17 protein-coding genes and 2 pseudogenes are annotated in these 25,403 nt (G+C 48.6%); 5 read left to right on the forward strand and 14 right to left on the reverse strand.

Annotated features, from left to right (window positions below; all coding sequences use genetic code 11):
- Window positions 1-46: 46 nt before the first annotated feature.
- The 7 genes and pseudogenes from DPA2511_RS15640 to DPA2511_RS15665 all read right to left on the reverse strand — a co-directional run bounded on the left by DPA2511_RS15640 (window position 47) and on the right by DPA2511_RS15665 (window position 9,626).
- The gene (locus tag DPA2511_RS15640; RefSeq protein ID WP_015854720.1) at window positions 47-3,031 is read right to left on the reverse strand and encodes a restriction endonuclease; all 2,985 of its coding nucleotides are present in this window, start codon (window positions 3,029-3,031) and stop codon (window positions 47-49) included.
- Entirely contained in the window at window positions 3,031-5,013 is a 1,983-nt protein-coding gene (locus DPA2511_RS15645) for a site-specific DNA-methyltransferase (protein WP_015854721.1), read from the reverse strand. The genes DPA2511_RS15640 and DPA2511_RS15645 overlap by 1 nt, the downstream gene beginning before the upstream one ends.
- Window positions 5,014-5,265: 252 nt before the next feature.
- Window positions 5,266-6,390 (reverse strand): site-specific integrase, encoded by a 1,125-nt coding sequence (locus tag DPA2511_RS15650; protein WP_015854722.1) that lies wholly within the window; start codon window positions 6,388-6,390, stop codon window positions 5,266-5,268.
- A gap of 117 nt (window positions 6,391-6,507) precedes the next feature.
- A complete protein-coding gene (locus DPA2511_RS15655; protein WP_015854723.1) occupies window positions 6,508-6,732 on the reverse strand; it encodes a type II toxin -antitoxin system TacA 1-like antitoxin in 225 nt (74 codons plus the stop codon).
- A 490-nt stretch (window positions 6,733-7,222) separates the two neighbouring features.
- Entirely contained in the window at window positions 7,223-7,867 is a 645-nt protein-coding gene (locus DPA2511_RS15660) for a site-specific integrase (protein WP_404821630.1), read from the reverse strand.
- A gap of 93 nt (window positions 7,868-7,960) precedes the next feature.
- Window positions 7,961-8,122: pseudogene (locus DPA2511_RS24280) on the reverse strand (site-specific integrase); the annotation flags it as partial.
- A 67-nt stretch (window positions 8,123-8,189) separates the two neighbouring features.
- A complete protein-coding gene (locus DPA2511_RS15665) occupies window positions 8,190-9,626 on the reverse strand; it encodes a TraI domain-containing protein (protein WP_015854724.1) in 1,437 nt (478 codons plus the stop codon).
- A gap of 101 nt (window positions 9,627-9,727) precedes the next feature.
- On the opposite strand from DPA2511_RS15665, the gene DPA2511_RS15670 reads away from it, so the two are divergent.
- Window positions 9,728-10,351, forward strand: coding sequence for a hypothetical protein (locus DPA2511_RS15670; RefSeq protein WP_023638433.1), 624 nt, complete (start codon window positions 9,728-9,730; stop codon window positions 10,349-10,351).
- A gap of 124 nt (window positions 10,352-10,475) precedes the next feature.
- Window positions 10,476-10,808 carry a hypothetical protein gene (locus tag DPA2511_RS15675; RefSeq protein ID WP_015854726.1) on the forward strand — a complete coding sequence of 111 codons (333 nt, stop codon included), beginning with the start codon at window positions 10,476-10,478 and terminating at the stop codon, window positions 10,806-10,808.
- Between the two features lie 9 nt (window positions 10,809-10,817).
- On the opposite strand, the pseudogene DPA2511_RS15680 reads toward DPA2511_RS15675, so the two are convergent.
- The 5 genes and pseudogenes from DPA2511_RS15680 to DPA2511_RS23540 all read right to left on the reverse strand — a co-directional run.
- Window positions 10,818-11,138 (reverse strand): annotated as a pseudogene (locus DPA2511_RS15680) (IS630 family transposase); the annotation flags it as partial.
- A gap of 232 nt (window positions 11,139-11,370) precedes the next feature.
- Complete coding sequence (locus DPA2511_RS23230; RefSeq protein ID WP_226376663.1) at window positions 11,371-12,231, reverse strand: carbamoyltransferase C-terminal domain-containing protein; 861 nt, start codon at window positions 12,229-12,231, stop codon at window positions 11,371-11,373.
- Window positions 12,143-13,444, reverse strand: a complete 1,302-nt coding sequence (locus DPA2511_RS23235) for a carbamoyltransferase N-terminal domain-containing protein (RefSeq protein WP_051122257.1) — start codon at window positions 13,442-13,444, stop codon at window positions 12,143-12,145. Before DPA2511_RS23235 ends, DPA2511_RS23230 begins: the two co-directional genes overlap by 89 nt.
- A 25-nt stretch (window positions 13,445-13,469) precedes the next feature.
- Window positions 13,470-17,402 (reverse strand): enterobactin synthase subunit F, encoded by a 3,933-nt coding sequence (locus DPA2511_RS15690; protein ID WP_015854728.1) that lies wholly within the window; start codon window positions 17,400-17,402, stop codon window positions 13,470-13,472.
- Between the two features lie 86 nt (window positions 17,403-17,488).
- Window positions 17,489-17,632: an MbtH family NRPS accessory protein gene (locus DPA2511_RS23540; protein ID WP_015854729.1), complete on the reverse strand. Its 144-nt coding sequence runs from the start codon at window positions 17,630-17,632 to the stop codon at window positions 17,489-17,491.
- Window positions 17,633-18,065: 433 nt separating this feature from the next.
- Between DPA2511_RS23540 and DPA2511_RS15700 the strand changes: the two genes are divergently transcribed.
- From DPA2511_RS15700 to DPA2511_RS15710, 3 genes are all read left to right on the forward strand, one after another.
- Window positions 18,066-18,272, forward strand: a complete 207-nt coding sequence (locus DPA2511_RS15700) for an MbtH family protein (RefSeq protein ID WP_015854730.1) — start codon at window positions 18,066-18,068, stop codon at window positions 18,270-18,272.
- 146 nt (window positions 18,273-18,418) lie between these two features.
- Window positions 18,419-20,890: a penicillin acylase family protein gene (locus DPA2511_RS15705; protein WP_015854731.1), complete on the forward strand. Its 2,472-nt coding sequence runs from the start codon at window positions 18,419-18,421 to the stop codon at window positions 20,888-20,890.
- Window position 20,891: 1 nt separating this feature from the next.
- Window positions 20,892-22,622 carry a cyclic peptide export ABC transporter gene (locus DPA2511_RS15710; RefSeq protein WP_015854732.1) on the forward strand — a complete coding sequence of 577 codons (1,731 nt, stop codon included), beginning with the start codon at window positions 20,892-20,894 and terminating at the stop codon, window positions 22,620-22,622.
- 70 nt (window positions 22,623-22,692) lie between these two features.
- On the opposite strand, the gene DPA2511_RS15715 is transcribed toward DPA2511_RS15710, so the two are convergent.
- On the reverse strand, window positions 22,693-23,748 hold the full coding sequence (locus DPA2511_RS15715; protein WP_015854733.1) for a serine hydrolase domain-containing protein: 1,056 nt from the start codon (window positions 23,746-23,748) through the stop codon (window positions 22,693-22,695).
- On the reverse strand, window positions 23,745-25,349 hold the full coding sequence (locus DPA2511_RS15720) for an MBL fold metallo-hydrolase (protein ID WP_015854734.1): 1,605 nt from the start codon (window positions 25,347-25,349) through the stop codon (window positions 23,745-23,747). Before DPA2511_RS15720 ends, DPA2511_RS15715 begins: the two co-directional genes overlap by 4 nt.
- Window positions 25,350-25,403: the final 54 nt, after the last annotated feature.

Here is a 25,403-nt window from a genome sequence, read left to right on the forward strand (position 1 = left end):
GATTATCCAGCCTATTCCTCACAGGCCCATGCAGCTACAGCCGACACTAGATATTCCACTGTTCAGGTACGGAAACCGCATACTCGATGCCAATTTCTCTGAAGTGTGCCTCGGCAGACTTGATTTTGGCATTTTCTGAGGGTCTCCTTTTTTGTTCATCCATGGTGCTCTTGGTTTCGCGAACCATATAGATGCGGTCTTCGCCTTCTTCGGATTTGATGATGGCCCAGTCGGGGTTATAAGGGCCAACCGGCGTGTCGATCTGGAATCTTGGCGGAAGCTTCATAAACAGCCTGATATCCTCGCGGTGATCGAGAAACTCGGCGAACTTTCGCTCCGGGCTGTCCGGCCCGCCATCAAACACGACGTAATCAAAATCGGTTTTCTCAGGGTGTTCGACGCGGTACAAATGCTCTTTGAAGAAATCCTTTTCGGCAAGGCCATCGGCTTGCAACTCGCGGAGTTCATAGATGGAGCCGCCGATCTTTTCATACTGAACGCCTTCAACAATGACGCGCTGTAGTTCACCCTCTACGCAACGGCGTACCATCGCCATGAAGTCGTTCGGATTGGCAATGAACTCATCCAATCTTCCGCTACCAATGAGAATATCCACCAGCGTCTTGCGTGTAAGAGACGTACCTTGCTGCAACTCACCGATAATGTCCGGCAGGTCATAACTGCCTTTGAGATCGACAGTTCGTGCCCCCAGTTCTAGCCCTTGCGTGCCGCCACGTAGCACCCTGACACCAGCACGAGTGACATCAATACGTAACGGCTGAATTTTGGGTTCAGCCTTGATCGCCTTTATGCACGTCTCAACCAGCATAGGGTGTTTAACTGTCACCCGATAAGTGGTTTTCTGGCTGATAGCGCTCCAAAGCCTCTCAAAATCCGGCGAGGCGTAGAGCTCTTTGTTGAATTTCCGTTTGGCCCGCGCACTTACGGGCTTCACATATTTCTCAATACCCGCATTAAGAATGCAGTGGATAATATCTGTTTCGTAGGGCCTGAACTCAGCCGGCAAATGTAGTGAGAATCCTGCTGCATCCGGCAGAAACATGGAAGTTGTCTTACCATCCTTGATGAATCCTGAGTTTTCCAGATGCTTGAATATGGCAGAAGACATCCTGAACCCCAGCATGTCATCGGTCATCGCACCATGAGGATCCCGTTTCATCAACTTGGCAAATTCATTGGGGCGTACCTGTCCGATGGCTACCCCCGCCTCCCTGTATTCAGCTTGCAGGTTCTGAGCGAACGTAGCATAAGACTCGTTAGCAACTACCGTGAGTTGTGCAACGCTACGATCGGAAACACGCTCATAGCCTTTTACTGTTTTCGCCACTGGCAGGCGCAGACCACGTCCCAAGGTTTGCCGACGTTCCGTTTCCGCGCCCATTTCACGCAGCGTACAAATCTGAAACACGTTAGGGTTGTCCCAGCCCTCGCGCAGTGCGGAATGGCTAAAGATGAAGCGTACTGGTTCTGCGTCGTCCAGCAGACGCTGCTTGTCTTGCATAATGAGTTTGTAGGCATCGTCATCTTTAGCTGTTGTGCCTGACGAATCCACAAAGGTCGTGCCAACACGTGTTTTCAGTTGGGAAAAATACGCCCGCCGTAATTCGCAAGGATCCTGCGGCAGCAATGTTTGGTAGACGCCAGACTTGCTACGCTCTTCCCTGAACACCTCATCGAACCACTTCGTGAACTCGCCGTTTGCGTCTTCGTTGTTCACCCCGTCGCCGAGAAAACTCGCCACCTTGTCGACGAAAAACAGACTCAATACTTTAATCCCCTTCGGGCGCAACATCGCTTCCTTGCGCAAATGCTCACGCACGGTTTCCCTAATCATTTCCTTGTAAATCGCGCCCGTGGCGCCCCCCAAGGACTCACCTTCGTGCAGCAGATTCCCATTCGGCATCAGTTCAATACTGGCCGGGTCACCGAACGCGGCGATGCTTAAAGCATTAATACGCCAGCCAGTATAAGCAGGATTTCCACTGACGTCTGACAATTCCTGATGCGGTTTGACCTTTTTGCTACGACGCGCGATAGATCCATCGGCCTTGCGACAAGCCAGTTCAAGTTTCGCGGCTTTCGTGTCTTTCACTTCGAGCAACTTGACGTATGGCGCAACGTCCGCACCGTGCTGTGCGACCTCAGCCACAACGATCTGCTTCACCAAACCGAGATCGTGCGCGTCAACCGGATCGAGCCGGTAGACCAGATTTCGTCGTTGCTTGTGCGTGGCCGAGTAGCGCAGTGTAAATACGGGATCGAGCTCGCCCACTGCCGACTGCGATAGTAGCGACTCCATATTCTGTGGTTCATCCATGATCACCACGGGATGCGTGCCTTTCAGGTAATCCAGCGGACGCAAGCCATTGAGTTTGTCGCGCTGCTGGTGAATGATGCGCGTATTCTTGTTACCGCGTATCGCATCGATCGTCATCACCAGTATTTGCACGTTGGTCGCAGTAGCAAAGGCCTGTACTTCCTCAGCCTTGTCGCCGCTGTAAACATTCGCATCGAAAGGCTGCGCCGGATAGAGACTGCGGAAGTGCTCCCGCATCAGACGAATGCTGGTGTTGACCCCCTCACGGATGGCGACGCTGGGAACGAGGACGATAAACTTGGTGAAACCATATTTCTTGGCCAGTTCGAAAACAGTGCGCAGATAAACGTAAGTTTTGCCCGTACCGGTCTCCATTTCGATGTCGAAATCCAGTTTATCATCAACCAGCTTTTCGCTGACCTCCAGCCCGTTGCGATCCTGCACCGTTTGTAAGTTAGCAAGGATAGTGCCTTCATCCAGTACCAGATTATTGCCGATAGCGCCGATCTCCTGTTCGATGCCTAAATCCAGTTCACCTTCCCGGCTAGCAACATTGCCACGCAAGGCAATCGCGATCTTGTCGGCATCCTTTGGCTGACCATCGAACAAATCCACCACGGCGTTGATGGCATCAAGCTGATATTGCTGATACGAATCAAATTGAAAGCCCGTATTTTGAGAATGACTGTTCATCACGCCGTCCTCAGCTCAATACCTTTGCTTCTGGCATATTGAGCAATATTGGTTTTCAGTTCGTCGTCACCGTGGAAGGCATCTTCCAGAACGATCAGGCGCGTAGGTTCGGCATTCACCAGTTCCCGCAATTGTTCCAGTGTGGGTTTAGTTCGCTCGTTTAAGTACGCCAGCAGATGGGGCTTGTCTGCGTCGCCAACGATGGCATGGATGTCCAGCCCGGCGATAGTCTGTACACTGAGATGTTCGTTCAACGAATAGCCGAGTTTCAGCAGCAGCTCAGTAAGCAGGTCATCGGGACTGGCCTCATCAGTGCTACTGCCACGCAGGTCGAGCAAATGCTGGGTTAGCTTATCTGGTTCGATATCGCTGGTGACTCGCCATTTGGTGAAATTGGTGTCCGTCAGCTTATAGGCGCGGAAGCCGGTATCTATATTGCTTTCTGCAACATCGGATTTTATTTTCTCGCCCGCTAGTTCGATGCGCTTGCGCGAGATATCAGCAATAGTGGCAAAGCCTGCCTTGCGCGCTTCTGAAGCTTCAGGAGTAGGTTCAGGTAGTTGTACCATGATAAAACGACGTTTGCCGTTGTCTTCAGCATTAAGCTGCATTACGGCATGAGCGGTGGTGGCACTGCCAGCGAAGAAATCAAGGATGATGTCTTCATCACTCATGATTTGCTCGGCAAGTGAAAAAATAAGCGAAACAGGTTTCGGAAAACTGAAAACACCATTTCCAATTAGTCCGTTTGTTTCCCTGGTTCCCACAGCGGTATTTGAATCAGTTATTACCGAACTCATATTCTTAAAAAGACTTCGCATTTCTTTAAGAAACAATTTATGTCTGGGGCGACCACCAGAAGTCGCTGGGAATAAGATTCTGCCTTCCATGATCTTTTTTCGCATGGTTTCCGGTTCGAATCGCCATCCTTTCGGTGGGCACCCATAATTTTCGCAAGTGGCAGGGTTTATCAGGTCATAGTGTAAGTTTGGTCGAGCATCTTTTGCCGCTAATCCTGTAAGATCGGCACTACGCCATGGGCCACGTGGATCATTGTCTGGATTATTAAACTTCGTTTTGTCTTTTTCCGTTCCACGAAAAACAGCATTCTCAGTTTTTGAATAAACGAGAATGTACTCGTGGTCAGTTGAAACACCCGTCGTAGCTCGAGTATCTTCGCTTACTCTAGACTTCCAAATAAGTTGCGCAATAAAGCGCCCTTCACCAAAAACCTCATTGCAAAGTTTACGAAGGTTCTCCTGTTCATTGTCATCAATCGAAATAAAAATCACTCCATCATCGGTGAGCAAATTACGGGCTAACTTAAGGCGCGGGTACATCATGTTCAGCCAGTTGGAGTGATAACGCCCTTCGGTCTCGCTGTTGGTGGAAACTTTCTTACCTTCCTCGTTCACCTGCCGCGTCCACTCCAGATAACTGTCCAGCCCTTCCTTGTAGTTATCGGGATAAACAAAATCCTTTCCGGTGTTGTAAGGCGGGTCGATATAAATCAGCTTGACCTTGTTGTGATAATGTCGTTGCAGGATCTTCAGTACTTCGAGATTGTCTCCCTCGATAAACACATTCCGCGTCGTGTCCCACTCTTTCGAATTGACGGAATCTGGTTTTAGGGTGGCGGTAGTCGGTGCCTGTGCGGCGCGCAGCGCGCGCTTTTTGCCCGGCCAGAACAGGCCAAAGCGCTCATTACTGTCAGCCACATCATCGGCCAGCAGTTCACGAAGTTTTTCGACATCCAGCTTGCCATCCGCAACAACCTCTGGAATTAGTTCGGCAAGCTGACCAGCCAGTTCGGTACGGAAATTCGGGGTAGTGCTTGGGATGTCAAAGAGGTCGCTGCTGATATCGGAAGGTGATGAACAAAACTCATCCTGCTGACCCTCAGCCAAGGCATCAATACTGCAATGTTGTTCCGCATTTTCTTTCTGTTTAGCGCTAAATTCAGTAATACGTTCATTTGCCATACTGATAATCCGGTGTGTTTTAGTGATTGTTGTACGTTATATATGGATGTTACGGGTCATTGGTTCGATAGCAATACTTAATTTAGCACTTCAGAGTGAGGATGCCTGCTGATTCTGACTGATGCCGCACCGGATTATCAGTGTGATATGTAAAACACGTCGTCTGAGTAGACTGCCTGGTAAGTCGGGATTCCCGACATAAAAAATGACGATATTTAGCTCAACATCGTCATCTAAAAGTTATCTACATCGCTACAGTGGGCTGATAAGCACCCTATCAACTGAATTCACTGAGATAGCGCCGGGTGGCGGAAGCCTCTTACCGTTTTTCGCTGCTATAGCCTGAAATCGAAGTAATTCCACAGAGGCAATTTTCAAGGCATCATCATGCGTTGAAGCCGTCACAGACAGGTTATCAAGATCGGAAAATTTCAGCGTAACCGTTGTATCATCGGCAGCAATATCCGCTGGGTAAGGAACAAAGATGGAGGCGAGTTTTTTAGCCTGTTTCTTATGTGCATCCAGTTTGCTCACGAGGTGTGTTGCACGAAGGTGGGTGTAGCGTTTCAACATATTCATCGATTTATGACCTGATATCGCCGCCACTTCCATAACATTTAGCGTTCCCAGTTCAAAGAATCGGCTGATTGCCTCATGTCTGAGATCGTGAAAATGTAGATCGTCGATAGCCAGAGCCTTCAAAGCCACACGCCATGCGCTTTTAAACCCACTCGACGTGTAGCTAAAAATATAGCCATTCTCATGATGTGGCCGTTCACCTAAGCCACTCAGAATTTGCCGCGCTTTTGATGACAATGGAACGTCTCGCGATGTCCCATTTTTCGTCAAAGGTAAATGGGCAACGCCGAGGCGAAGATCGGTATATTCCCATCGCAACGACAAAATTTCGCCTTGCCGCATTCCCGTTTCCAATGCAATGTGAAAAATAGCCAATAATTCAGGATTTTTATCTTTGAAGTATCTGGTTAACCGTCGCTCTTCATGAGTCGTTAACCTCCGGGTACGGCCTGACGATACGGTAGGCTTGCGAATATTTTCAACAGGGTTTATAGAGCATGTGCCCCACTCAACTTTTGCCAGATTATAAAGCGCCGATAACAATGCTAATTCCAGTCGCACAGTATTCGCACTTATCGGCTTTTGCGTTCTGGCGTTAAATTCCGATAATCTAGTATCTCTATATTCTGCAATGTCTATGGATGAAATTTCATCCATATTTCTGTTAGCCAAACGAGAACGCTTAATAACGTTGATTCGATAGAACTCCTGCAATTGTCCTCGTTTATGTCGCGAAACCGTGGAAAAATATTTATCCAACGCTTTACTTAACAGTATATTTTTTATACGTTTTTTCACTACTATTGTCTTCCCTATTGGTCAAAGGGAAAGACAATACAACAAATTAGAGAGCGCATTTAGGTCTCTGCTCGCATGAACCTTCCAATGCGGCGCGGAGTGGCTCAGGGGCTGAGCTCATTTTTTCTGTTCCCACGGTGCAAGTGTTTGCATGGTGTTGCGCAGCGCGGCATTGGGTGCAGGAACCTGATCCAAGCGGGCGAGGAATTCCTGATAAGCATCTGAACCTGCCATGATAATCGGCTGATCGATCAACGTCTCCTCAGTAACGGCTTGTTCATCTGGCTCGGTACGTAAATTTAATGCCACGTGTTTAGCAGAAACGTCTTTTTCTGCCGACATAATGTCATCCACCAACCTTCTCTTCGGTAGAGTAATTATACAGCTCAAGTTGGGCTTATCTCATTATGATTTACAGGTGATATGGGGAATCGAACCAAAGGAACGAACTGGGCATTCCTTTATCGGATGTGACCCATCATTATGATCTATCTATGAAAATACGGGTCAACCTACGGGTCTTGACAACAGCCACGGTTAAAATTTATGCTAAACTTCAACTTAATAGAAAGCTGAATGTTCCCGAGTCCGGGCACCATTCTTCAGAGCCTGTTCGTTACGAGGTGTCTACTCATAACGGGCATGTTAAATGGGTTCGATATCAGAACTGTGTAACCCTACAAGTACACACAGTGAAGAAGTTGAGACTCACAAGCGGGTGCATATTAGCGTATGCGCCCGCTTTTTATTGCCCGCGGAATACTTGCAACTTTTCCTTTTTCTGTCAAGCCAGTGTAAAGAACAACGCTAAATCCGCCTTAACATTAGCCGGCTAACAGCGTAACTCACCTTCCAGCGCTGCACGGATACTGTCTATATTCGATTCCACATATTCCAGCGTGGTGGTCAAGCTGGAATGCCCTAGCAGGTTTTTCACGATATGCAGGTTCCTGTCCGGGCTCTTCATCATTTCCGTGGCCAGCGTATGGCGGAAACGGTGAGGACTGACCGTAAAACGGCATTCATTTGACAGTCGTCGGAAGAACGACCGCAGTGGTATCTCTGACATCGGCGCCATATCATTGCTCGCCCGGCCAATAAACCGATAAACATTAAACAATTGTTCATCCGGTTGCGCCTCACGCGCTATTGATTCCTCTATCAGCCGACTCAATCCCTGGTGTAACGCAGAAATTATCGGCACGCGGTGTTCACGATGATTTTTCGACCCTTCCGGGCGCAAATTGATTATCCCCGTATCCAGGTTCACATCGCTCAGACGGATGTGCAGCAGCTGGTTCTGACGCATACCGGTATAACGCAACGTATCGAGCACCGTTTTCCAGAACCAGGCGGGATACAGTGCGCATTCATTAAAATGCGCCCCTACTCCCTGACGTTCCTGCTCCAGATGCTGCGCCATGAGGCGATCGATCGCGTCCAACTGCCCCGTTGAAAGTGTTTTCTTACGCTTCATATCAGGCCGTGTAATCACGTTATTAAACGGATTCTCGGTATGGGGCAGTAATCTTGCTTTTATGCCGTGATTAAATATCGCTCGCATGTGAGCCACTTTATTATTCCAGGTTCTTGCCGACACTTTCTTTTCTGTCAGCAAGTGTCGACGCCAGTTCAATACAGCCAATCGGTCTACTCGAGCCGGCGATATATCAGTAAACCGGATAAATGAATTGGTTACCTTGCGGTAACTCCACTCCGTCGCCGGCCTCAATGATTTAGAAAAAAATAATCATCCAGTAGATTTTCATAACCGATATCAGTCATGGGTTGTCCTTAATTCAATTATTGGGTGAAATAAACAAACTGCTATTTACCAGTCTGTCTTTACAGGTCGGAAATAGATTTACCGGTATCATATACCCTGATATTTTCTCGTATCTCCCTTCTTTGTCCGGATTGTCATAAATACGGTAGGTATAAATTCCCTTGCCATTCCGCGTATGGTGATATGCGCAGTCTTCAAACGATTGCTGCAGGACGGATTTATCCAGACCGATATGTGATGATGATAAATACCTGAAAAAACATTCCGGTGTTTTCAGAAATAAAAAATGGCTGACCACATGGGCAATACCGGTTTTCTCATTTACCGATAAAGCATCGGAATAAATATTCTCAGCCAACCAGTCAAAAAATATCTGGCCCGGTTGCCGTCCATCCGGCGCCTTATCGTCTGGTACGGGAAAAAGCTGACTGTCCAGAATGGAAAGCGTATCAATATCCGTATTATGTTGTGCATCGACGTCCTGTGGTTCGTTGTCTTCAGCCCCACCCACGGCAGGTAGTGCGGAAATCAGCCCTTCCCCGGATAGGGTGTTGACAGTCAGATTCAGATTCTCATCAGGCTTATTATTATAATGCGTGTTTTGTTTTTCTATTTCGCTGTCTGCCTTTGTAGAAACCGGATGTTCAACTGAATAATTGTCAGCATGCTGCGGTATAGTGGCATCCGATGATGCTGCAACACCCGGTAATATCTGGCATTTTTCACCAGAAACCCCGCACTTTTCCCAGGCATCATCGATAATCACGGAAACTATCCCACCCGTCGCGCCTTCTGCCAGGCTCGACAGTAATGTCTGCAGTACCGATGGCCACTGAGCCAACCAACGTAGCGCAAGCGGTGGGAGCAGACGCCCCGCCATCATCAAACGCCAGCCCCCGTTCGCCGCCGTGGCATCGTGACGAAAACGGTACGCATCCGACGGCATACTCACTGTCGGGAACCACGACTTACCGGTACGCATTTCCCCTTGGTACGCCCCCAGCTCACCCGACAGGCTGAACAGTGCGACATAGTAGATAGCCGTACACCAGGCTGAACTCTGTGCCGCCTGCTCTTCCGGTGGGGCACCCGGCGGCAACAGGTGGGACTTGGACAATCGAACGGCACACACTGACACCGACAGCATCGCATCCAGTAATCCACCAAGTCTCCCGTATGTGCCCGACATCAACGGCAACGCCTGAGCCTGCTCGGCAAGCCCCCGTAGCGGGGCAAGCCATAATACGTCGAACATATCGGCCGACAGTGGGCAGTTTTCCCATAGCGCCTGCATCAGTCGCGGGCGCTCCGCCTCCGCTAGCAACACCTCGGCTGGATGTGGGTAAATCCAACTCCCGTCCGGTATTCTCCTCTTGACCCGAGTTGTGGGGGATCTCTCACCGTTATCCGCTGACAACCTGAATACCTGTTTTTTCAGCCAGCTCAACATAATTTCCCCTTCTCACATGAAAATGGGTTATTAAGCTATGAGCCGCTCTGCCCCTTTCAATCACAATTTCATTTCATGGCTGAATACAAAAAATGATAGTTATGTTGCTGGTTATCCTGATATGGCTGCTCGTTATTTTATTGCTGGCGCTGGTGATTATCGGTTCGTCTCTCGCTGTACTCACGCCCGATATCCCGGTGTTTGCGGCAATCATTATGTTTGCCGCCTTACTGGCCCCTCCGCTCTGTTTTAAAATGGGGTATTGGCTGATTGGCCATGCCAATCGGTCCTATTTTCTGGTCAAAAAATTGCGCTGCCGTCCCCGTATCCCCACTGTGGCACTGCACGTCAATAACGTCAGAAATACCCGCCGACTGCGAACGGCACCGGACGAACTGGAATGTGCCTGGAATGAACTCATCAACCATATTAATGGCATCGCTAACGGCAAGACCCAGATCCTGATGCAGTCGCATCTGTTCACCGGCAGCAAAATCAGGCGACTGAAAAATACCTTTCCGCACATGCGTATTCACGTCCGGCAATGGCGTATGTCACGGTGGCAGGAGGGCCTGTTCAGGGCTACCGAACTCTGCAAACAGTGGCATTATCCTCAGATCCGTCCTCGTGGATTTATGCTGGTCATCCGTGCACGCAACGGAAAAATCATTTCAGGTGCAGATACAATTTCTCCTGTCACCTCGTCGACAACGTATTCAACATGACGACATAAACAGATTCGATCAGAACGATCGAATCTCTCCGTTATACAAAAAACCGTGCTGCGTATTTAATAAGTTCACGTATTCGATTTGAATACAACAGCGTCAACACCAGGGAAATTTTACGATGAAGCCGAATCTGACATCGCTCATGGCCGAAATGGCAGCCATGGCGCTCAATACAACAGACCAGAATATGGCACCGAATAATGGCAGTAACAAAGGCCCTTTTTCAGTCAGATTTCGACCGTCAACAAAATTATTTATCGAAAAACAATCCGCATTATTGGGCATATCCGGCTCGGAACTGGTCAACCTGATGGTTGAAGGCGCCATCAGGGAAATCACGATGCCGTTTGCGCATCAGGCAACCCGTGTTTACGAACGTTTTGTATTACTCATGCGCGCTCACGATATCGGGATTGTCCAGACGGCAGATCTGTTAAAACCATTTAAATAACTTTGCATATTACCGCTCCACTTTAGCCAAGCCGTGTTGATTTCCGGGGAACGGCGAAGCGGCATTCATAAACAGCTTTACCTGTTCAAGTAACCGCCACATGTGGCGGCACTGATGATTGCGCGTTATCGTTTCGTGTAACGACAACCACAGCAACTCTATCGGATTCAGCCACGGCGAATAGGTTGGCAGGAACAGCAACCGGAATTTCGTATTTTTCTCCAGCCAACGTTCTACCTTGCGGCTTTTATGGATGATGTAATTATCCACGACTAACGTAATGGTTTTTGCTTTTCGGTATGTACGCCGTAATATTTCTAACAGACTGATAGTTTGTTGGGCTTCTTTACGCATTCGTTGTCGTTCTTCATCTGGGATTGCGGCTATGATCGGCATTGCTCAGTCCGGTTGGTGGTTTGTTTTGATTTGGCGATTGATCAGATCGCGCAACTCGGACTGAGTTCCTTCCAAGTGATCTACTATTTGGCGAAGTTATTTAGAGTACCAGACCGTTACTGCATTAATAGTTCAATTATGAAGTAAATAAAAACAGTCAGTTATCTTAATTTATTGAACCATTTGTAGAATCCATCGGCATTTTGTTCAGATAATTTATACTTATTTGTTCAGTGTAATTTCCTGGCCTAAGCACAATCAGACGCTCAAACCACAGTGTCTTTAATGTATTAAACAGATCTGGCGCTAATTCGGTTATCAATGAAGAGAGTTGATTATTGCCATATTGGCAGCGGTTGAGTAAATAATACATCGCCTCTGTTATAGGATATTCGGCATGTGTTGTCCTGCCATACAGATAAAAGTTTGTTTGCATCCGTTTTTTATCTCTCTGCTGAACGTCCTGGCGTAGACCAATATGGGGAGGAAGTGACAACGACAGTTGCAGAAGATTATGTTCGTTCAAGGCCTTCTTGTGGACAATGAAGTTATCGACAACCAACAAATCCAGCTCACAGGTCAAAAAATTAACAATGGCATCCTCTACCGACGTCACAATAGGCTCTGCATGATTGTTAAACGACGTATTCAGTAACACCGGGCAATCAGTGAGTCGGTTGAACTCGCTAATTAATCGCCAAAACTTGGTGTTATCTTCACGTGAAACCGTTTGGATACGTGCGGAACCGTCAGCATGTGTAACCGCGCCAAGTAATTCACGATAAGGCGCTTTCACGTTAACAACATGCGTCATAAAATCCAACTGACACTGGCTGGAAGGGATATCAAAAAGCTTACTCGCATAGTCGGATAATACCGCGGGCGCAAATGGCCGGAAATCCTCACGATGTTTGACAATGCGATTGATTCGCTGGCGGTTACTTTTGGGACGCGGATCGGCCAAAATGCTTCTGTTCCCTAATGCACGAGGGCCATATTCTGCTCGGCCTTGCACCCACCCCACCACATAGTTTTTTTGCCAGATAAGACGCAGTTTCACTTTCAATCGCGTCCGAATGGGTTACCTCGATAAAGGGTTGCCACTTTTCCAACGCGGCCTGAATATCTGTTTCGCCACCGATAGCGGGACCTAAATACGGATCGAACTTCATGGCGCGAGGTATGATAATACCCGCAGTTTCCGTCGCTAATATTGCTGCCCCCAGGGCACAGCCTCCGTCATGGCTGACGGGAGAAACGAAAATCTCATCAAACAGTCCCGAACGTAATATTTTGCCATTCGTGACCGAATTTTGCGCAACGCCCCCTGACATAATCAGGGAACGCGTCTGGGTGACGTCACGCCAATGGCTGACGATATCAAGAATAATGCCATCCACCGCTTTTTGCAGGGCAGCGGCCAAATCTTTATGCGCCTGAGTAACTTCTGTATTTTTTCCTCTCGGTGATATCTGCTGCACTAAACGGCAATATATTTCGGGCGCAGAGAGGAACTCATACCTGTTTTGTTTATTTTTGTAGTATAGCGAACCGACCAATGCCTCAAAAACCGACGGATCACCATACGAACTCATCCCCATCACTTTATATTCGTCATGAAAGGAAAACCCAAGAAAACGAGTAACACTCAGATAAAAAAGACCAATAGACTGCGATCTCGATAACGTTTCCAAAACGTCGAAATCACCGTTTGGCGAGAGACACCCGATTAAACCAGAAACCTCCTCACCGATGCCATCGACGACAAACACCAGCGACTTTCCCTCACCAGCATAATGAAGCGCACTCTTGGCATGGCACAAATGGTGATCATAAAACCTTATCTTTCTTGCTATCTGATCAATATCCAGTGCGCTATCGCTCGCCTCTTGTAGTCGTTGCGCAATGATAGAACGCAGGTTCATTTGTATCGACGCCCGTCCAAGTTCGATTTGGCGAACCATAGCCCCGATGGTCAAAAATGTTTCATTCAAATAAATAGCGCAAACATCAACATCTTCAACGCCGATATTGGCCTGCTGTAACACAAACTCGATAGCATTCGATGGAAATAAGTTGGTATGTTTGATCCTGTTAAGGCGTTCTTCTTCCACGGCGGCAATCACGCGCCCATCGATCATTAATGCTGCCGCGCTGTCATGAGACAGCGTTTCCATACCTAACTTAAAGTCATTGGAGAATAACGTGTCTATACCGCCAGACAACCCTAATGTAATCATTGGTGATCCTTACCCTGTATGAGCATCATAGTGTACGCAGCACGCGATTGAGTAACGGCCCCAGGATCTTAAACGTTCCAGGTGAAATGATATCCACGTGTGAGCAGTCCAGCTCATGTGCTCTGAGCGTCCCCACAAAGCCAGCCCAGGCTTTCTGCACATTGACCCCCGCGGGTAATGTACGCTTGGCAACAAACAACGTTGCCTCCCCCTTAAACTCCACCGATTTTGCATGGGACAAGAGCCGCACGGCGTCTGAGTAATTCTGTTCAAGGTCACGCATCATCGCCTGGCGTTGTTCACCCAGCGCCTGTTCAAGCGTATCTTTTGCGGCCATGAGGAAGGTATCACGCTCGCGCTGGACTTCTTTTATGACGTTATCATTCATCATTACCCCCCAGTTCTGGCTTTCCGGCGGATACGTATCCAACAGACCAAGGAAGGCAACCTTTTCACCGCGCTCTTGCAGACGCGCCGCGATGTTCTGTGCCAACATTCCCCCCAGGGAATAGCCGATAAAATGGTAGGGGCCATGCGGCTGCACCTGCAATACGGTTTCCAGATGTGCATCCACCATCTGAACCATCGTTTCGCTGTTTGCCAGCGGCCCATTGGGGCGAGGTGACTGAATCCCTACCAGCGACCAATTTTGATCGATATAACGCAACAGCACACTGAACTGCCAGGAAAAACCGGAAGCCGGATGCATGCAAAACAACGTTGGACCGTTCGCGATACGTAAAGGCAGTATGCTATCGAAACCCAGGCGCTCAATGTCAATATTGTGATGATCGTCAGTTAAGAGTAACTGCGCTAACTCTTCAACTTTTGGCGTCATCATCACTTGCCCTACCGATACCTCCCGTTTGAAATCACGTCGCAACTCGGCAGCAAGACGCATTGCCAGCAGAGAATGACCGCCCAAAGCAAAGAAATCATCATCGGCATAGACAGGATCGCGTTGTAATAAACGGGAGAAAATACCCGCAATATCTGCCTCCAACCCCGGTTTAGGTAAACGGCCGATCTTCTTACGCTGAGTCTCTGGCCGCGGTAATGCTTTGCGATCAAGTTTTCCGTTCGCACTCAGGGGTAATTTATCGATTTCCACCAGCAAGGCGGGCACCATATGCGGCGGCAAACGCTCGGTCAATGCGGTATGGAGCATATCCATATCCAGCGCTACGCCATCTTGGGCGATCAGGTAGCCGACCAGTTGCCGCTCATCCCCACCGTTGTCCATCGGAGTATTGGTCAATACCACCGCATCAGCAACGGCCTGCTTGACACCCGGCAAGGACTGTAAAGCATGAACGATCTCATTAAGTTCAATGCGTTGGCCGCGAATTTTCACCAGTTCATCACTGCGTCCCAGGTATTCCACCTCGCCACCAGGCAACCAGCGCACCATGTCACCGGTACGGTACATCCGTTCGCCTTGTCCAAACGGGTTGGCCACAAAACGGCTGGCGGTCAAGCCAGGGTTGCACAGATAGCCTTGCGCCAACTGCACACCGGTCAAGTACAGCTCGCCGGAGACGCCCGGCGGAACCGGGCGTAACCGCGCATCAAGGATTAGCAACCCCGTGTTCCATATCGGAAAACCGATGGGGACGGTAGCACCCGTCACCTTGTCTAACCACTCTCCCCAGGCAGGATAAGCGGTCACATCCACCGCCGCCTCCGTCGGGCCATAGAGATTATAGAGCGGCACGGATGTCCAACGTTGCCAATGCCGACACAGCTCTGCTGGCAGCGCTTCCCCACTACAAAAAACCTGACGCAGCGAGGCAAGCGCATCCGTCGCCCGCTCAACGGTCAGCGCATTGGAGAACGCAGCCAACATGGAGGGCACAAAATGTAAGGTGGTAATTTGATAGTCAGCAATCAACCGCCGCAATTGCGCGGGATCGCGATGCGCCTCTGGCGGTGCCATTACCAACCTGGCCCCCACGATGAGCGGCCAAAAGAACTCCCAGACCGACACGTCAAAACTACAAGGCGTTTTTTGCAGCACAGCATCTTGTTCGGACAAGGGGTATTGATGCTGCATCCATAACAACCGATTGACGATCGCCTGTTGACCGACGATGACGCCTTTAGGTCGCCCGGTAGAGCCGGAGGTATAAATAATATAGGCAGGATGCTGCGGCAACGGCCTGTCGATACCCGCCACAGGGTAGCCGACCGTCAGCAGTGCATCGTAGCTTAGGGTTTTGCTCTTATCGGCGAAACGTTCCTGTTGCTCCGACACGGTGATGATCAATGCCGGTTTAGCCTCTTCCAGCATCATCGCTAACCGCGTGGTAGGGTATTCGGTATCCAGCGGCAACCAGGCCGCACCGGCGCGGACCACCGCCATCAGCGCCAGCGACAGGAAGACGGAACGCGGCAATGCCACAGCGACAATGTCCCCCGGCCGCACGCCCAACTGAATCAATTGGTGCGCAAGTGCATTAACCTGCTCGTCCATTTCGCGGTAGGTGAGGTGGTGATCCCGATCCATCAAGGCGGGCGCATCAGGCGTTTTCTGCACCTGTTGTCGCAACAACTCGTCAAGCGTCAGATCGGCCACCGGGTGCGCCGTGTTGTTAACCTCGTTGAGTAGCCGGTGATCTTGTTCGGTTAAGAGATCGACATCTCCCACCTTCAACGCCGGCACGGCCGCGAACTGTTCCAGTAACAAAGGCAACCGTTGAAGGTGGGCCGCCAGCTCATCGTTGACATAACGCTCAGCATTAGCCAGCAACTCCACCTTTAGCCCGTTATCTTTATCGATAAACAACACAATTTCCAGATCGCGTACCGGACCAGACGTGATGTGATGGGAAACCCCTTCGATCCCATCAAAATCGAGCCTCTCGTCAAAAAGTTTCAGGTTGAATACCGTACCATACAGCGGCTGGGCATCGCCGACCGCGCCCAGATCGCGCTGCAACTGCTCAATACCGTAACGCTGATGGCGGCGGGCTATTTTCAATTCGCTGGCAAGCGATGCTGCCACCTCAAACACCGTGGCTTGCGGCGGGCAACTTATTGAGGTGGGCAATACGTTTAGCACCGGTCCTGTCGTGGTGAGTGCGCGTGACCCAAGCCGACACATAAAAATAAACCCGGCGGTAAAATCACTTTGGTGACAAAGACGCGAAACCCATATCGCAGTCAGTGCTAAGGCGAGATCGGAGGCACTGATTTTTTGTTTCTCATCCACCGCCGCCAACAGCTTGGTCATAGACTCCCCAGAGCAGTACTGGGTAACGCGATGGATGTTGGTGGTGGGGATTTGTCCTGCCAGCGGTTGTGCGCTGATCGTCGCCGCAACGGGCAGCCTGGCCGCGTGTTCCTGCCAGAAAGCAGCGTCAAGCCGCCATGCGTCTGACTGTTGATATGCCTGATAATCCGCAATGATATCCGTAAAAGGCGTAAACCACGCGGTTCTCGGTTGCCGCTTATTTTTTTGTGCGTTATAAATTTCGGCGATACGGCCACTGATGATATTAAAACTGTAACCATCAACCAGAATATGATGGTAGCGTTGATACCAATACCAGTGGTTTTCCGCCAGTTGTATCAAAATATGGCGGTAGAGCGGTTTGCCGCCGGTTACCCGCAATTCACTGGCGAGATCGATTTGGATTAATACCCTGGCGGTGGCAGTTGCGTCTAACGAGTCGGTAAGATCAACGTAATCGACGTTGAGTGGTGCCGATGCATCGTGCCACTGCACCAGTTCATTCTCATTCTCTCTGAAACGAAAGCGGAGAGAATCCGCTTCTTCTAGCCCCAAGCCTATTGCTTGCAGCATGCAGTCTTTATCTAACGGGCCATTCAGTTCAATAACATGGGCTACCGCATAGGCGTTTCCGTGGGGAGAAATTTGTTCAGCAAACCAAATACCGGGCTGTGCGGCAACAAGTGGAAATTCAACGCTGGTTGGTAAAACGACGTGATCGGTCATGACATGAGTTCCTTCTGGTGTCACGGGATGATGTGCATAGGTTCCGGGAGCCTATCGAAGCGCATTTTTTCCAGCCATGAGCGGCATTACGCCTTCGCAGCAGGGTCAAACACCGCGGCCCATTCTGTCAGCACCAGCATGAAAACGAGCCACAAACTGTACTGCCTCAGCCGATCGTAGCGCATTAACATGGGCTGATTTTCATCATCAAACGGATTCAGGTTTTCCATCACTAGCTCCTTGATACGTGATGTCCACTGACTTTCATCTCAAACATGTCGGGCATAAAAGCGTCAGAACATCTCTAAGAAACGCAAATACTCCTGCCTGCCAATATTGGGACTGAATAATGGCCATCAGCGGCACGTAACTTGCGTAACGCATGTTGTGATTTCGGAGAGAATACATAAACAATGTCAATCTATTGCAAAATATTACACAGATCAAATGCGCTTTTTTTGCACGCTGGTTACCGATAAGTATTTACAATAATCCAACAAAAGAAACTGCGTGACCGCCCAGCCCGCTAACCATCGGCCTGTCGCGCCAACAGGCGGGAGGTTGCCGGAAATGTCGTCCACATATTTATTTACAATTGGAATGGCGCAAAGTACATTGTGTTAGAAAAATTAACTTATCGTATATCACAGTGAGGATGTAGAAATGGACGACCAGCTCACATTTAAAGTGGTGATTAATCACGAAGAACAGTATTCAATTTGGCCAGCACACCTTCCTCTCCCTGCCAAATGGGAAGAAACGGGCGTTATTGATAGCAAAGAAAAGTGCTTAGCCTACATCGAACAAGTCTGGACCGATATGCGTCCATTAAGTCTTAGAAAACATATGGATGAGACGTTAGGCGACTAGCTGTTTATCCGTATACATCCTGATTCCAATGCGATGATGAGTGCCACAGCATCTATTCTGGATGTTTACGCATTTTCGACGCTATTTATTCCACTTAAAAATTGTCGTCAGCACAATGCCGACGCGCTGCAACTGCCGGGATTGATATGAAAATAACTACCCGCCTTTTTGAGCGTTTCCCTATCAGCACCCGATTTATTTGTGGTGTTATTATTCCTTTCCTACTCCTTTTACTGTTTGGATATCTTTATCTTTGCCGAAGCCTGCCTCCGCAAGAGGGCAAAATCGTTGTGCCAGGGATACAAAAAGACATCATTATCGAACGCGATCCCTATGCCACCGCGTATATTCGTGCTGAAACGGACATTGACGCTTTTTTCGCCTTAGGCTACGTCCATGCGCAGGATCGGCTGTGGCAAATGGAGATCAACCGGCGATTGGCCAGCGGAAGGTTGAGCGAAATCCTGGGTGAGAAAACCCTCGCGGTGGATAAATACGCGAGAATACTTGGCCTGCATAAAAATGCCGAAAAAGCCTGGCACCAGCTTGGCGCCAGGGAAAAAGCAATCCTTCAGGCTTATGTTGACGGCGTCAATCAATGGATGACGACTGCGCCGCTTCTCCCCTCTGAATTTCTGACCTTTCACTACCAGCCTGAGCCTTGGACGGCTATCGATTCATTAAGCTGGATGCAACTGATGGCGTGGAACCTTGGTCGCAACGTGAATGATGAGTTACTGCGTCAGAAGCTGGCCAATGCGTTTGGTGCTGAAGGGTTGTCGCAGTTTGATCCCGTTTTCGCCGCAAGTCACGGCAGTTCGTCGCCAACGTCGGATCAGCGCGCCCTATTGCCCAATCTGGCTGAGTTGCAGCAACAGTTTGCCTCGCTGGCGCACCTGGATGGCCAGCAAATCGGCAGCAACAATTGGGTGCTAAGCGGAAAATACACCAAATCCGGCAAGCCGCTGTTAGCCAACGATCCTCATTTTCAAACCTCATCGCCGACCTTGATGTATGTCGCTTCCCTTCGTGGCGACCACCTCAATGTTACCGGAGCCACCTTTCCCGGCTTACCTTTTGTGGCGATCGGACGCAATCAACATATTGCGTGGGGAGCCACCAATATGGGGGCGGATGTTCAAGATTTGTCGCTGCTCAAGACCCACCCGGTAGAAAACGATCTTTATGAGATTGATGGCGCTTATCAAAAAATGGAAAAGCATCAGGAGACGATATACATTCGTCATGCGCCATTCAAACAACCTATACCGCCAGTTACATTTTACGCCAGGAGTACCGTCTTCGGCCCTGTCATCAGCGATGCCGGCAGCAACAGTGCTAATGCATCCTACAGTGTACAGTGGGCCGGGCAGGAAGGGCTAGCAGGTTCATTCAGCAGCCTGCTGGCTCTCAACTATGCCAATAACTGGGATCAGTTTCTGCAGGCATTTGAGCATTATGAAGCACCGGCACAGAATTATGTCTACGCCGATGAAAACGGCAATATAGGGCAACTTTCTCCCGGAAAAATACCACTTCGCCAGGCCGGGGACGGTAGCGTCCCAACCGCAGGTTGGCTCTCAAAATACAAATGGCAAGCGTTTATCCCTTTTGACGAGTTGCCGAAGGAATATAATCCTGTACGTGGTTATATCGCCACCGCCAACAATGATGTTACCCCCATAGGTTATCGGTATAACATTACCCGCGACTGGGAGCCGCCTTATCGCGTTAACCGCATCGCCTCAATGCTCGACGCGTTGATTGCACGAGGTAGTGCCAGCGTCGACGATATGAAAAAGATACAGGGCGACACGCTCGATCTCTATACCCAAAAGACGTTGCCCTTGCTGTTAAAACTGACGAGCGAAGATGAAAAACAGCAGCAAGCATTAACATATTTGCGCAACTGGAACGGTGATTATCGTGCAGACTCTATTGCCGCGACGATTTATCAAAGCTGGATTGCCAACTTCTATCGTATGATGCTGGAAAGCAGTTTGAAAAATTATCCCAGTAATCCAGCGGCAGCAAGCCTGCTAACAACAAACCTGAAACCGGCTTTGTTGCTCAAAATGCTGGAACAACCCGAGACGTTCGATTGTCATCAGCCAGATGCAACAGATAGCGCAGCCGATAGCTGCCACCACGTGTTAAGTACATCGTTAGATTATGCGTTGGCTGACCTGTCAACACTCATCGGATCGACAATGCAAGAGTGGAAATGGGGAAATATCCACACGGCGCATTATCCTCATATTCCTTTCAGCCAGCCAAAATATAGCAAATTCATTCCCCCAACCATCCATAACCCGTTATCTTTTATTTATCATCGTAAAATAGATTCATCCGGTTCACCGTTCTCGATCAATGTTGCCCCTCCTGACTTTAACAATAAAGAAACCCCATTTATTCAACTTATCAGCGCCGCCTATCGTCAAATAAATGACATGGGTGACAAAGAGCAGGATGTATTTATTTTATCAACTGGGCAATCGGGTAACGTGTTAAGTCAGCATTACGACGATCAAATGGAAATGCATCGCGATATGAAATATATCCCGATATTTGCAGAAAAACGTGTTAAGCAACTGACGCTCACGCCGGAAGGAAAATAGCATGAAAAAAAGCTCTCATTTTTTACTATTATCCTATCTGGGGAAAACCTCCCCTGGTCTGCTTGCCATGACCATAGCTCTCAGTATCATATCCGGGCTTTTTTACACCTTATTGATACCTACGATTATTTACTCGATTGATGACAACGCCTATAGCTCAATGAGTCAAACGTTATCAAACAATGGTTTCTTTAACTCCCCCATTGATAAGTTAGCGATATTTTTTGTCATTTTATGTGGTTGCGTTTGGCTAACAAAATTCATCTCCCTGTCCGTCGTCGATGTATTAGCCAGAAAAGCCTCTGTAGTGTTAAAAATTGAGATCTATCAAAAAATAAGAAACATGCCTATCGAACAGATAGAAGAGATCGGGCCGTCGAAATTCATTACCATCTTGAATAAAGACATTCCGCATGTTTCTTCAGCGATGACGATGATCCCGCTCTGCCTGGTATCTTTAATTACCGCAACCGGTGTAATGGGGTATATTTTTTATCTGGACACCCGTGTATTTTTTATCGTGCTTTTATGCCTGGTTATTGGCGTTATTGGTTATCAGGCGCCACACTGGGTGGCGCTAAAGTTCCTTAAGCGTTCACGACGCCAGCAAGATATGATACAGGAAGGCGTACGCGGATTATTGTATGGCGCAAAAGAACTCAAGCTAAACAAGAAAAAATCTGAGGAGTTTTTTGAAGAAGAGTTACGGAAAAATGAGAATATCGCGCTCCAAAACGAAAATAAGGGCTATGTTCTCATGATGTCTTCTTTTATCTTCGGCGACATCGTTCCGTTTCTGATTATTGGCGTCGTCACTTTTCACTTGGCTTTTAAATATCATTTATCCACGGCTGACGTTTACGGAATTATCGTCGCGCTGATGTATCTTCGCGGTCCAATGGGGTTTATCCTTGAAAGTCTAGGACGCATTAATATGAGCCGCATTGCCGCCGCGAAAGTGGTTGAGATAAAAGATAAACTGTATCATGAACCGGAAGGAAAATCGGCGTCGCTCCAAGATTGGCAGGTAATCACCCTGAAAGACATCAGCTATGAGTATAAAGGCGAAAATGACAGCGCCTTCAAACTCGCACCGATTAATCTGAGCTTTGAAAAAGGGAAAATAACATTTATCGTAGGCGGAAATGGCTCAGGTAAATCGACACTGGGTAAAATCCTCAGTCAACATTATATCCCCAATCAAGGGGGAATATATTTTGGTGATCAACTAATAACCGATGATAATCGCAACGCCGCTCGTAATCTCATCAATGCCATTTACGCAGACTTCCATATTTTCAAAAAACTTTATGGACAACTAAGCCAAAAAGGCCCTCAGTTAACACAGCATTATTTGACCTATCTTCGTTTAGATAAAGTGGTGACAATCAAAGATAACAGCATTAAAAACATAAAATTATCCGATGGTCAAAAACGGCGATTGGCGTTATTAACCAGCCTACTGGAAGACAGAGACGTTTACATATTCGATGAGTGGGCAGCAGACCAAGATCCGATTTTTAAGAAGTTCTTCTATTATGAAGTGCTCCCCTACTTACGGGATAAGGGAAAAGTCGTCATCACCATTACGCATGATGACCGCTATTTTAGTTCTGCGGATAAAATTATTACGATGGAGGACGGAAAAGTATCGAGCGTTATTTCCCCTCACGCCAACGACACCGCGCAACACAGCCATAGTGTCAACAGTGCCATCTCCGATGATGTTTAGCAAACATCCTCCCTGCCGCTGTGTTTTTAATCAGTGGCAGGGCGCGAAAAAACCAAGATGTCGCAAAATATCAGGCAGAAAGCGTTCGCAATAAGTCGCTCACCAAATGTACCGGTTGCCCGGGCATACTGGTATTGCAAAAAATAGTGATTGCCAGCCAGTGTCCATTAAAATCAGGAATATACACCGCCCAGGTGTTAAATCCCGGACCTTCACCGCCATGGCCATATAAGCCTGCGGTTCCCCAATCGGGATCGATCATTAATCCCAAGCCATAACCCGGGTTGGGGAAAAAATCCCCTGCACGGCGACCAATCGAGACAAAACCACACATTTCATCCAGCAGTTCAGCATCAATGAGTTTGCCGTTAAACAATGCGATAAACAATTGGCAAATATCTTCCGTGGTGGAGGTCAGCACTCCCGTATGGCACCATCCCGGATGATAAATCGAGGTAATATCTTGCAGTATCCCTTCATGATTCAACTTGCGACTGTAACCAGGAATTAATTCACCACGATCAATATCGGTGGCCACGCGGGTATTCTGCAGACCCAGTGGGTGAATAATATGCTGGGTTATATTGTGGTCATAGCTCTGATCCGTCACGACCTCAATCAACCGAGCTAACAACATATAGCCCGTATTACTGTACTCCCAACCTTCCCCAGGCGGAAAATCTGCTTCCTGTTCGCCAGCACGGCGTAGGGTTTCCGCAAATCCCCACGGCTGCCCAGGCCGCTCTTTCACTGCCGGATCGTACTCGCTAAATCCCGTGTAGTTCGGAACACCCGCGGTATGATTGAGCAACTGTCTGACCGTGATGTCGGATGAAAGGCCCAAATCCCCTAAATAAACCGCCACTTTTTCATCCAGTACCATGCGTCCCTGTTTAACCAATTGGAGAATGCGAATGGCGGTGAATACCTTAGAAATGCTGTAGATGTAGCATTTGCTTAGGGGTTGCAACGGGTTATCACTCTCCAACTGCGCATAGCCGCTGGCACTGTGCCAATGATTGCCCAGAGAGTCCATCACTGAAATATTACAACCGAGACAGGGAGCAACCCGCTGCCAGCACGTTAATGAACGTTGTAGTGCCTCTTTGCGAAAATGATAATTCATAACAGCTCCATTTCGTCTCGGCCATAGAGGAGCCGGGAATCTATTCCCTGACTATGGCAGGCGGCCACAAATTGCTCCGATTCCAGGATCGGCGCTGAGTCAGCTTCATAGAAAATACTGGAAATAAAGGTTAACCAAGGCTCCGCGCCCATGGCATAAATATACGCGCCCTGCGCGGAGAAATGCTTGACGATATTGAACGCCCGCTCAAAATTACTGCCGTTTAAACGACGCGATTGATTGATTTTATAGGCGAGAGGTTTGGTGTAGAGAGGGCCATATACCCAAGAGAGGGGCGCTCCCGCACACTCCATGCCAATAAACAGATGGTCAATATTGCCCACGACTTGCCGTATCTTGCCATACAGGTGATCGTCCAGATTGTTGGAGTCGGCGGCAAACAGAAAACGCTTATCGTTCAGTTGCACGCAGTACGCGAGTTTACTCCTGATATCCAGATCGCCATGTTCTCCCAAGAACGGTAGCCCGGTAATGTTACCGTCTTCAATATCGAGGGATTGCAACTCCGCCAATTCAACAACACGATCGAACCCAATGGCATTCAAGGTCAACCGCAATGAAGGGTCCTGTAGATCGCCGCCGGAACATCTGGGCACCACGATCGTTCCTATCTTGTGTCGAAGCTGCAGTAGCGTCTCGAACATGACATGATCCTGATGATTATGGGTAATGACCACATAATCTATTTTTTCCGGCAGATCATCGAAAGTATAGCGATTATCGTCCCCCGCCAAGGGATAGCAAACGATAGGATCGGTCATCACCGTAACGTTCCGGGTCTGCACTAACACGGTGGCATGACCAAAGTAGCGCACCCGAACACCGTCCCCGTGATATTCACGGTCTTTTTTTGCTTCCGGTGGGCGTGTGGTAAAAAAACGGCTAAATAGCGCTAATTGCGTCGGCGATACCTCTCCAAGCGCCCGACACAACCATTGTTCCAACTGTGCCTGCGTTGTGCCACGCCAACGCATTGCAAAGAGCTCGTCCCACGCGGCGTTACGAAATGGCATAGCAATATGAAGCGCAGTATCGCTGGCAAAGCGAGGACTGCTTAATACGAAAGCTCGCCCATCAACAGAGGACTCTGACAGAGAAATACTCTGCAACGTTTCATCGTAAAATTCGCTGCGATAAAAGAGTGGCTCTATAAAGCGGATTTTTGGGGTATGGTTGAGGTCATACACAATTTCAATATACCCTTTCAGGCAAGGGTCAATGTGATCATAAAAGGAATCGAGCGATCCCCCGTTAGCCTCTTGCTGCAATAATATTTCCAGCTTTTTAATCGCCTGCACAAGCTCACGGTGTTTACCAAGCCTGATTTTGGTTTGCTCGATAAGCGCCTGTACGGCAGCCACTTCCCCGGTATTTTCTAAAAAGGCACCACCACGCAGGGCCGATTTTTTCGCCGCCATCGCGTGCAGATCCGGCGCTTCAACATAGGATTCCAAAATACGCAGATGATGTTCATTGAGAAACGCTGCGGTGACGGGTTGAATCAAGAATGTCCAGGCATACCATTGATTCCAAAGAGGCTCAGCAATAACATTACTTTTAAGATAAAGTTTATCATTCATCAAAATGAATCCATCCTTTTTGTCTATGGACGTGCTACCCAAACGCCGTAAAAA

It is taken from the genome of Musicola paradisiaca NCPPB 2511, assembly GCF_000400505.1.
GTDB classification, from domain to species: Bacteria; Pseudomonadota; Gammaproteobacteria; order Enterobacterales; family Enterobacteriaceae; genus Musicola; species Musicola paradisiaca.

Excerpts from the sequence above, each read along its gene's own strand:
- DPA2511_RS15665 (WP_015854724.1), bottom strand. The coding sequence starts at position 9,626 with ATGTTGAGCTGGCTGAAAAAACAGGTATTCAGGTTGTCAGCGGATAAC.
- DPA2511_RS15660 (WP_404821630.1), bottom strand. The coding sequence starts at position 7,867 with ATGAAGCGTAAGAAAACACTTTCAACGGGGCAGTTGGACGCGATCGAT.
- DPA2511_RS15710 (WP_015854732.1), top strand. The coding sequence starts at position 20,892 with ATGAAAAAAAGCTCTCATTTTTTACTATTATCCTATCTGGGGAAAACC.
- DPA2511_RS15705 (WP_015854731.1), top strand. The coding sequence starts at position 18,419 with ATGAAAATAACTACCCGCCTTTTTGAGCGTTTCCCTATCAGCACCCGA.
- DPA2511_RS15690 (WP_015854728.1), bottom strand. The coding sequence starts at position 17,402 with ATGACCGATCACGTCGTTTTACCAACCAGCGTTGAATTTCCACTTGTT.
- DPA2511_RS15640 (WP_015854720.1), bottom strand. The coding sequence starts at position 3,031 with ATGAACAGTCATTCTCAAAATACGGGCTTTCAATTTGATTCGTATCAG.
- DPA2511_RS15715 (WP_015854733.1), bottom strand. The coding sequence starts at position 23,748 with ATGAATTATCATTTTCGCAAAGAGGCACTACAACGTTCATTAACGTGC.
- DPA2511_RS23235 (WP_051122257.1), bottom strand. The coding sequence starts at position 13,444 with ATGATTACATTAGGGTTGTCTGGCGGTATAGACACGTTATTCTCCAAT.
- DPA2511_RS15670 (WP_023638433.1), top strand. The coding sequence starts at position 9,728 with ATGTTGCTGGTTATCCTGATATGGCTGCTCGTTATTTTATTGCTGGCG.
- DPA2511_RS23540 (WP_015854729.1), bottom strand. The coding sequence starts at position 17,632 with ATGGAAAACCTGAATCCGTTTGATGATGAAAATCAGCCCATGTTAATG.
- DPA2511_RS15720 (WP_015854734.1), bottom strand. The coding sequence starts at position 25,349 with ATGAATGATAAACTTTATCTTAAAAGTAATGTTATTGCTGAGCCTCTT.
- DPA2511_RS15645 (WP_015854721.1), bottom strand. The coding sequence starts at position 5,013 with ATGGCAAATGAACGTATTACTGAATTTAGCGCTAAACAGAAAGAAAAT.
- DPA2511_RS15675 (WP_015854726.1), top strand. The coding sequence starts at position 10,476 with ATGAAGCCGAATCTGACATCGCTCATGGCCGAAATGGCAGCCATGGCG.
- DPA2511_RS15700 (WP_015854730.1), top strand. The coding sequence starts at position 18,066 with ATGGACGACCAGCTCACATTTAAAGTGGTGATTAATCACGAAGAACAG.
- DPA2511_RS15655 (WP_015854723.1), bottom strand. The coding sequence starts at position 6,732 with ATGTCGGCAGAAAAAGACGTTTCTGCTAAACACGTGGCATTAAATTTA.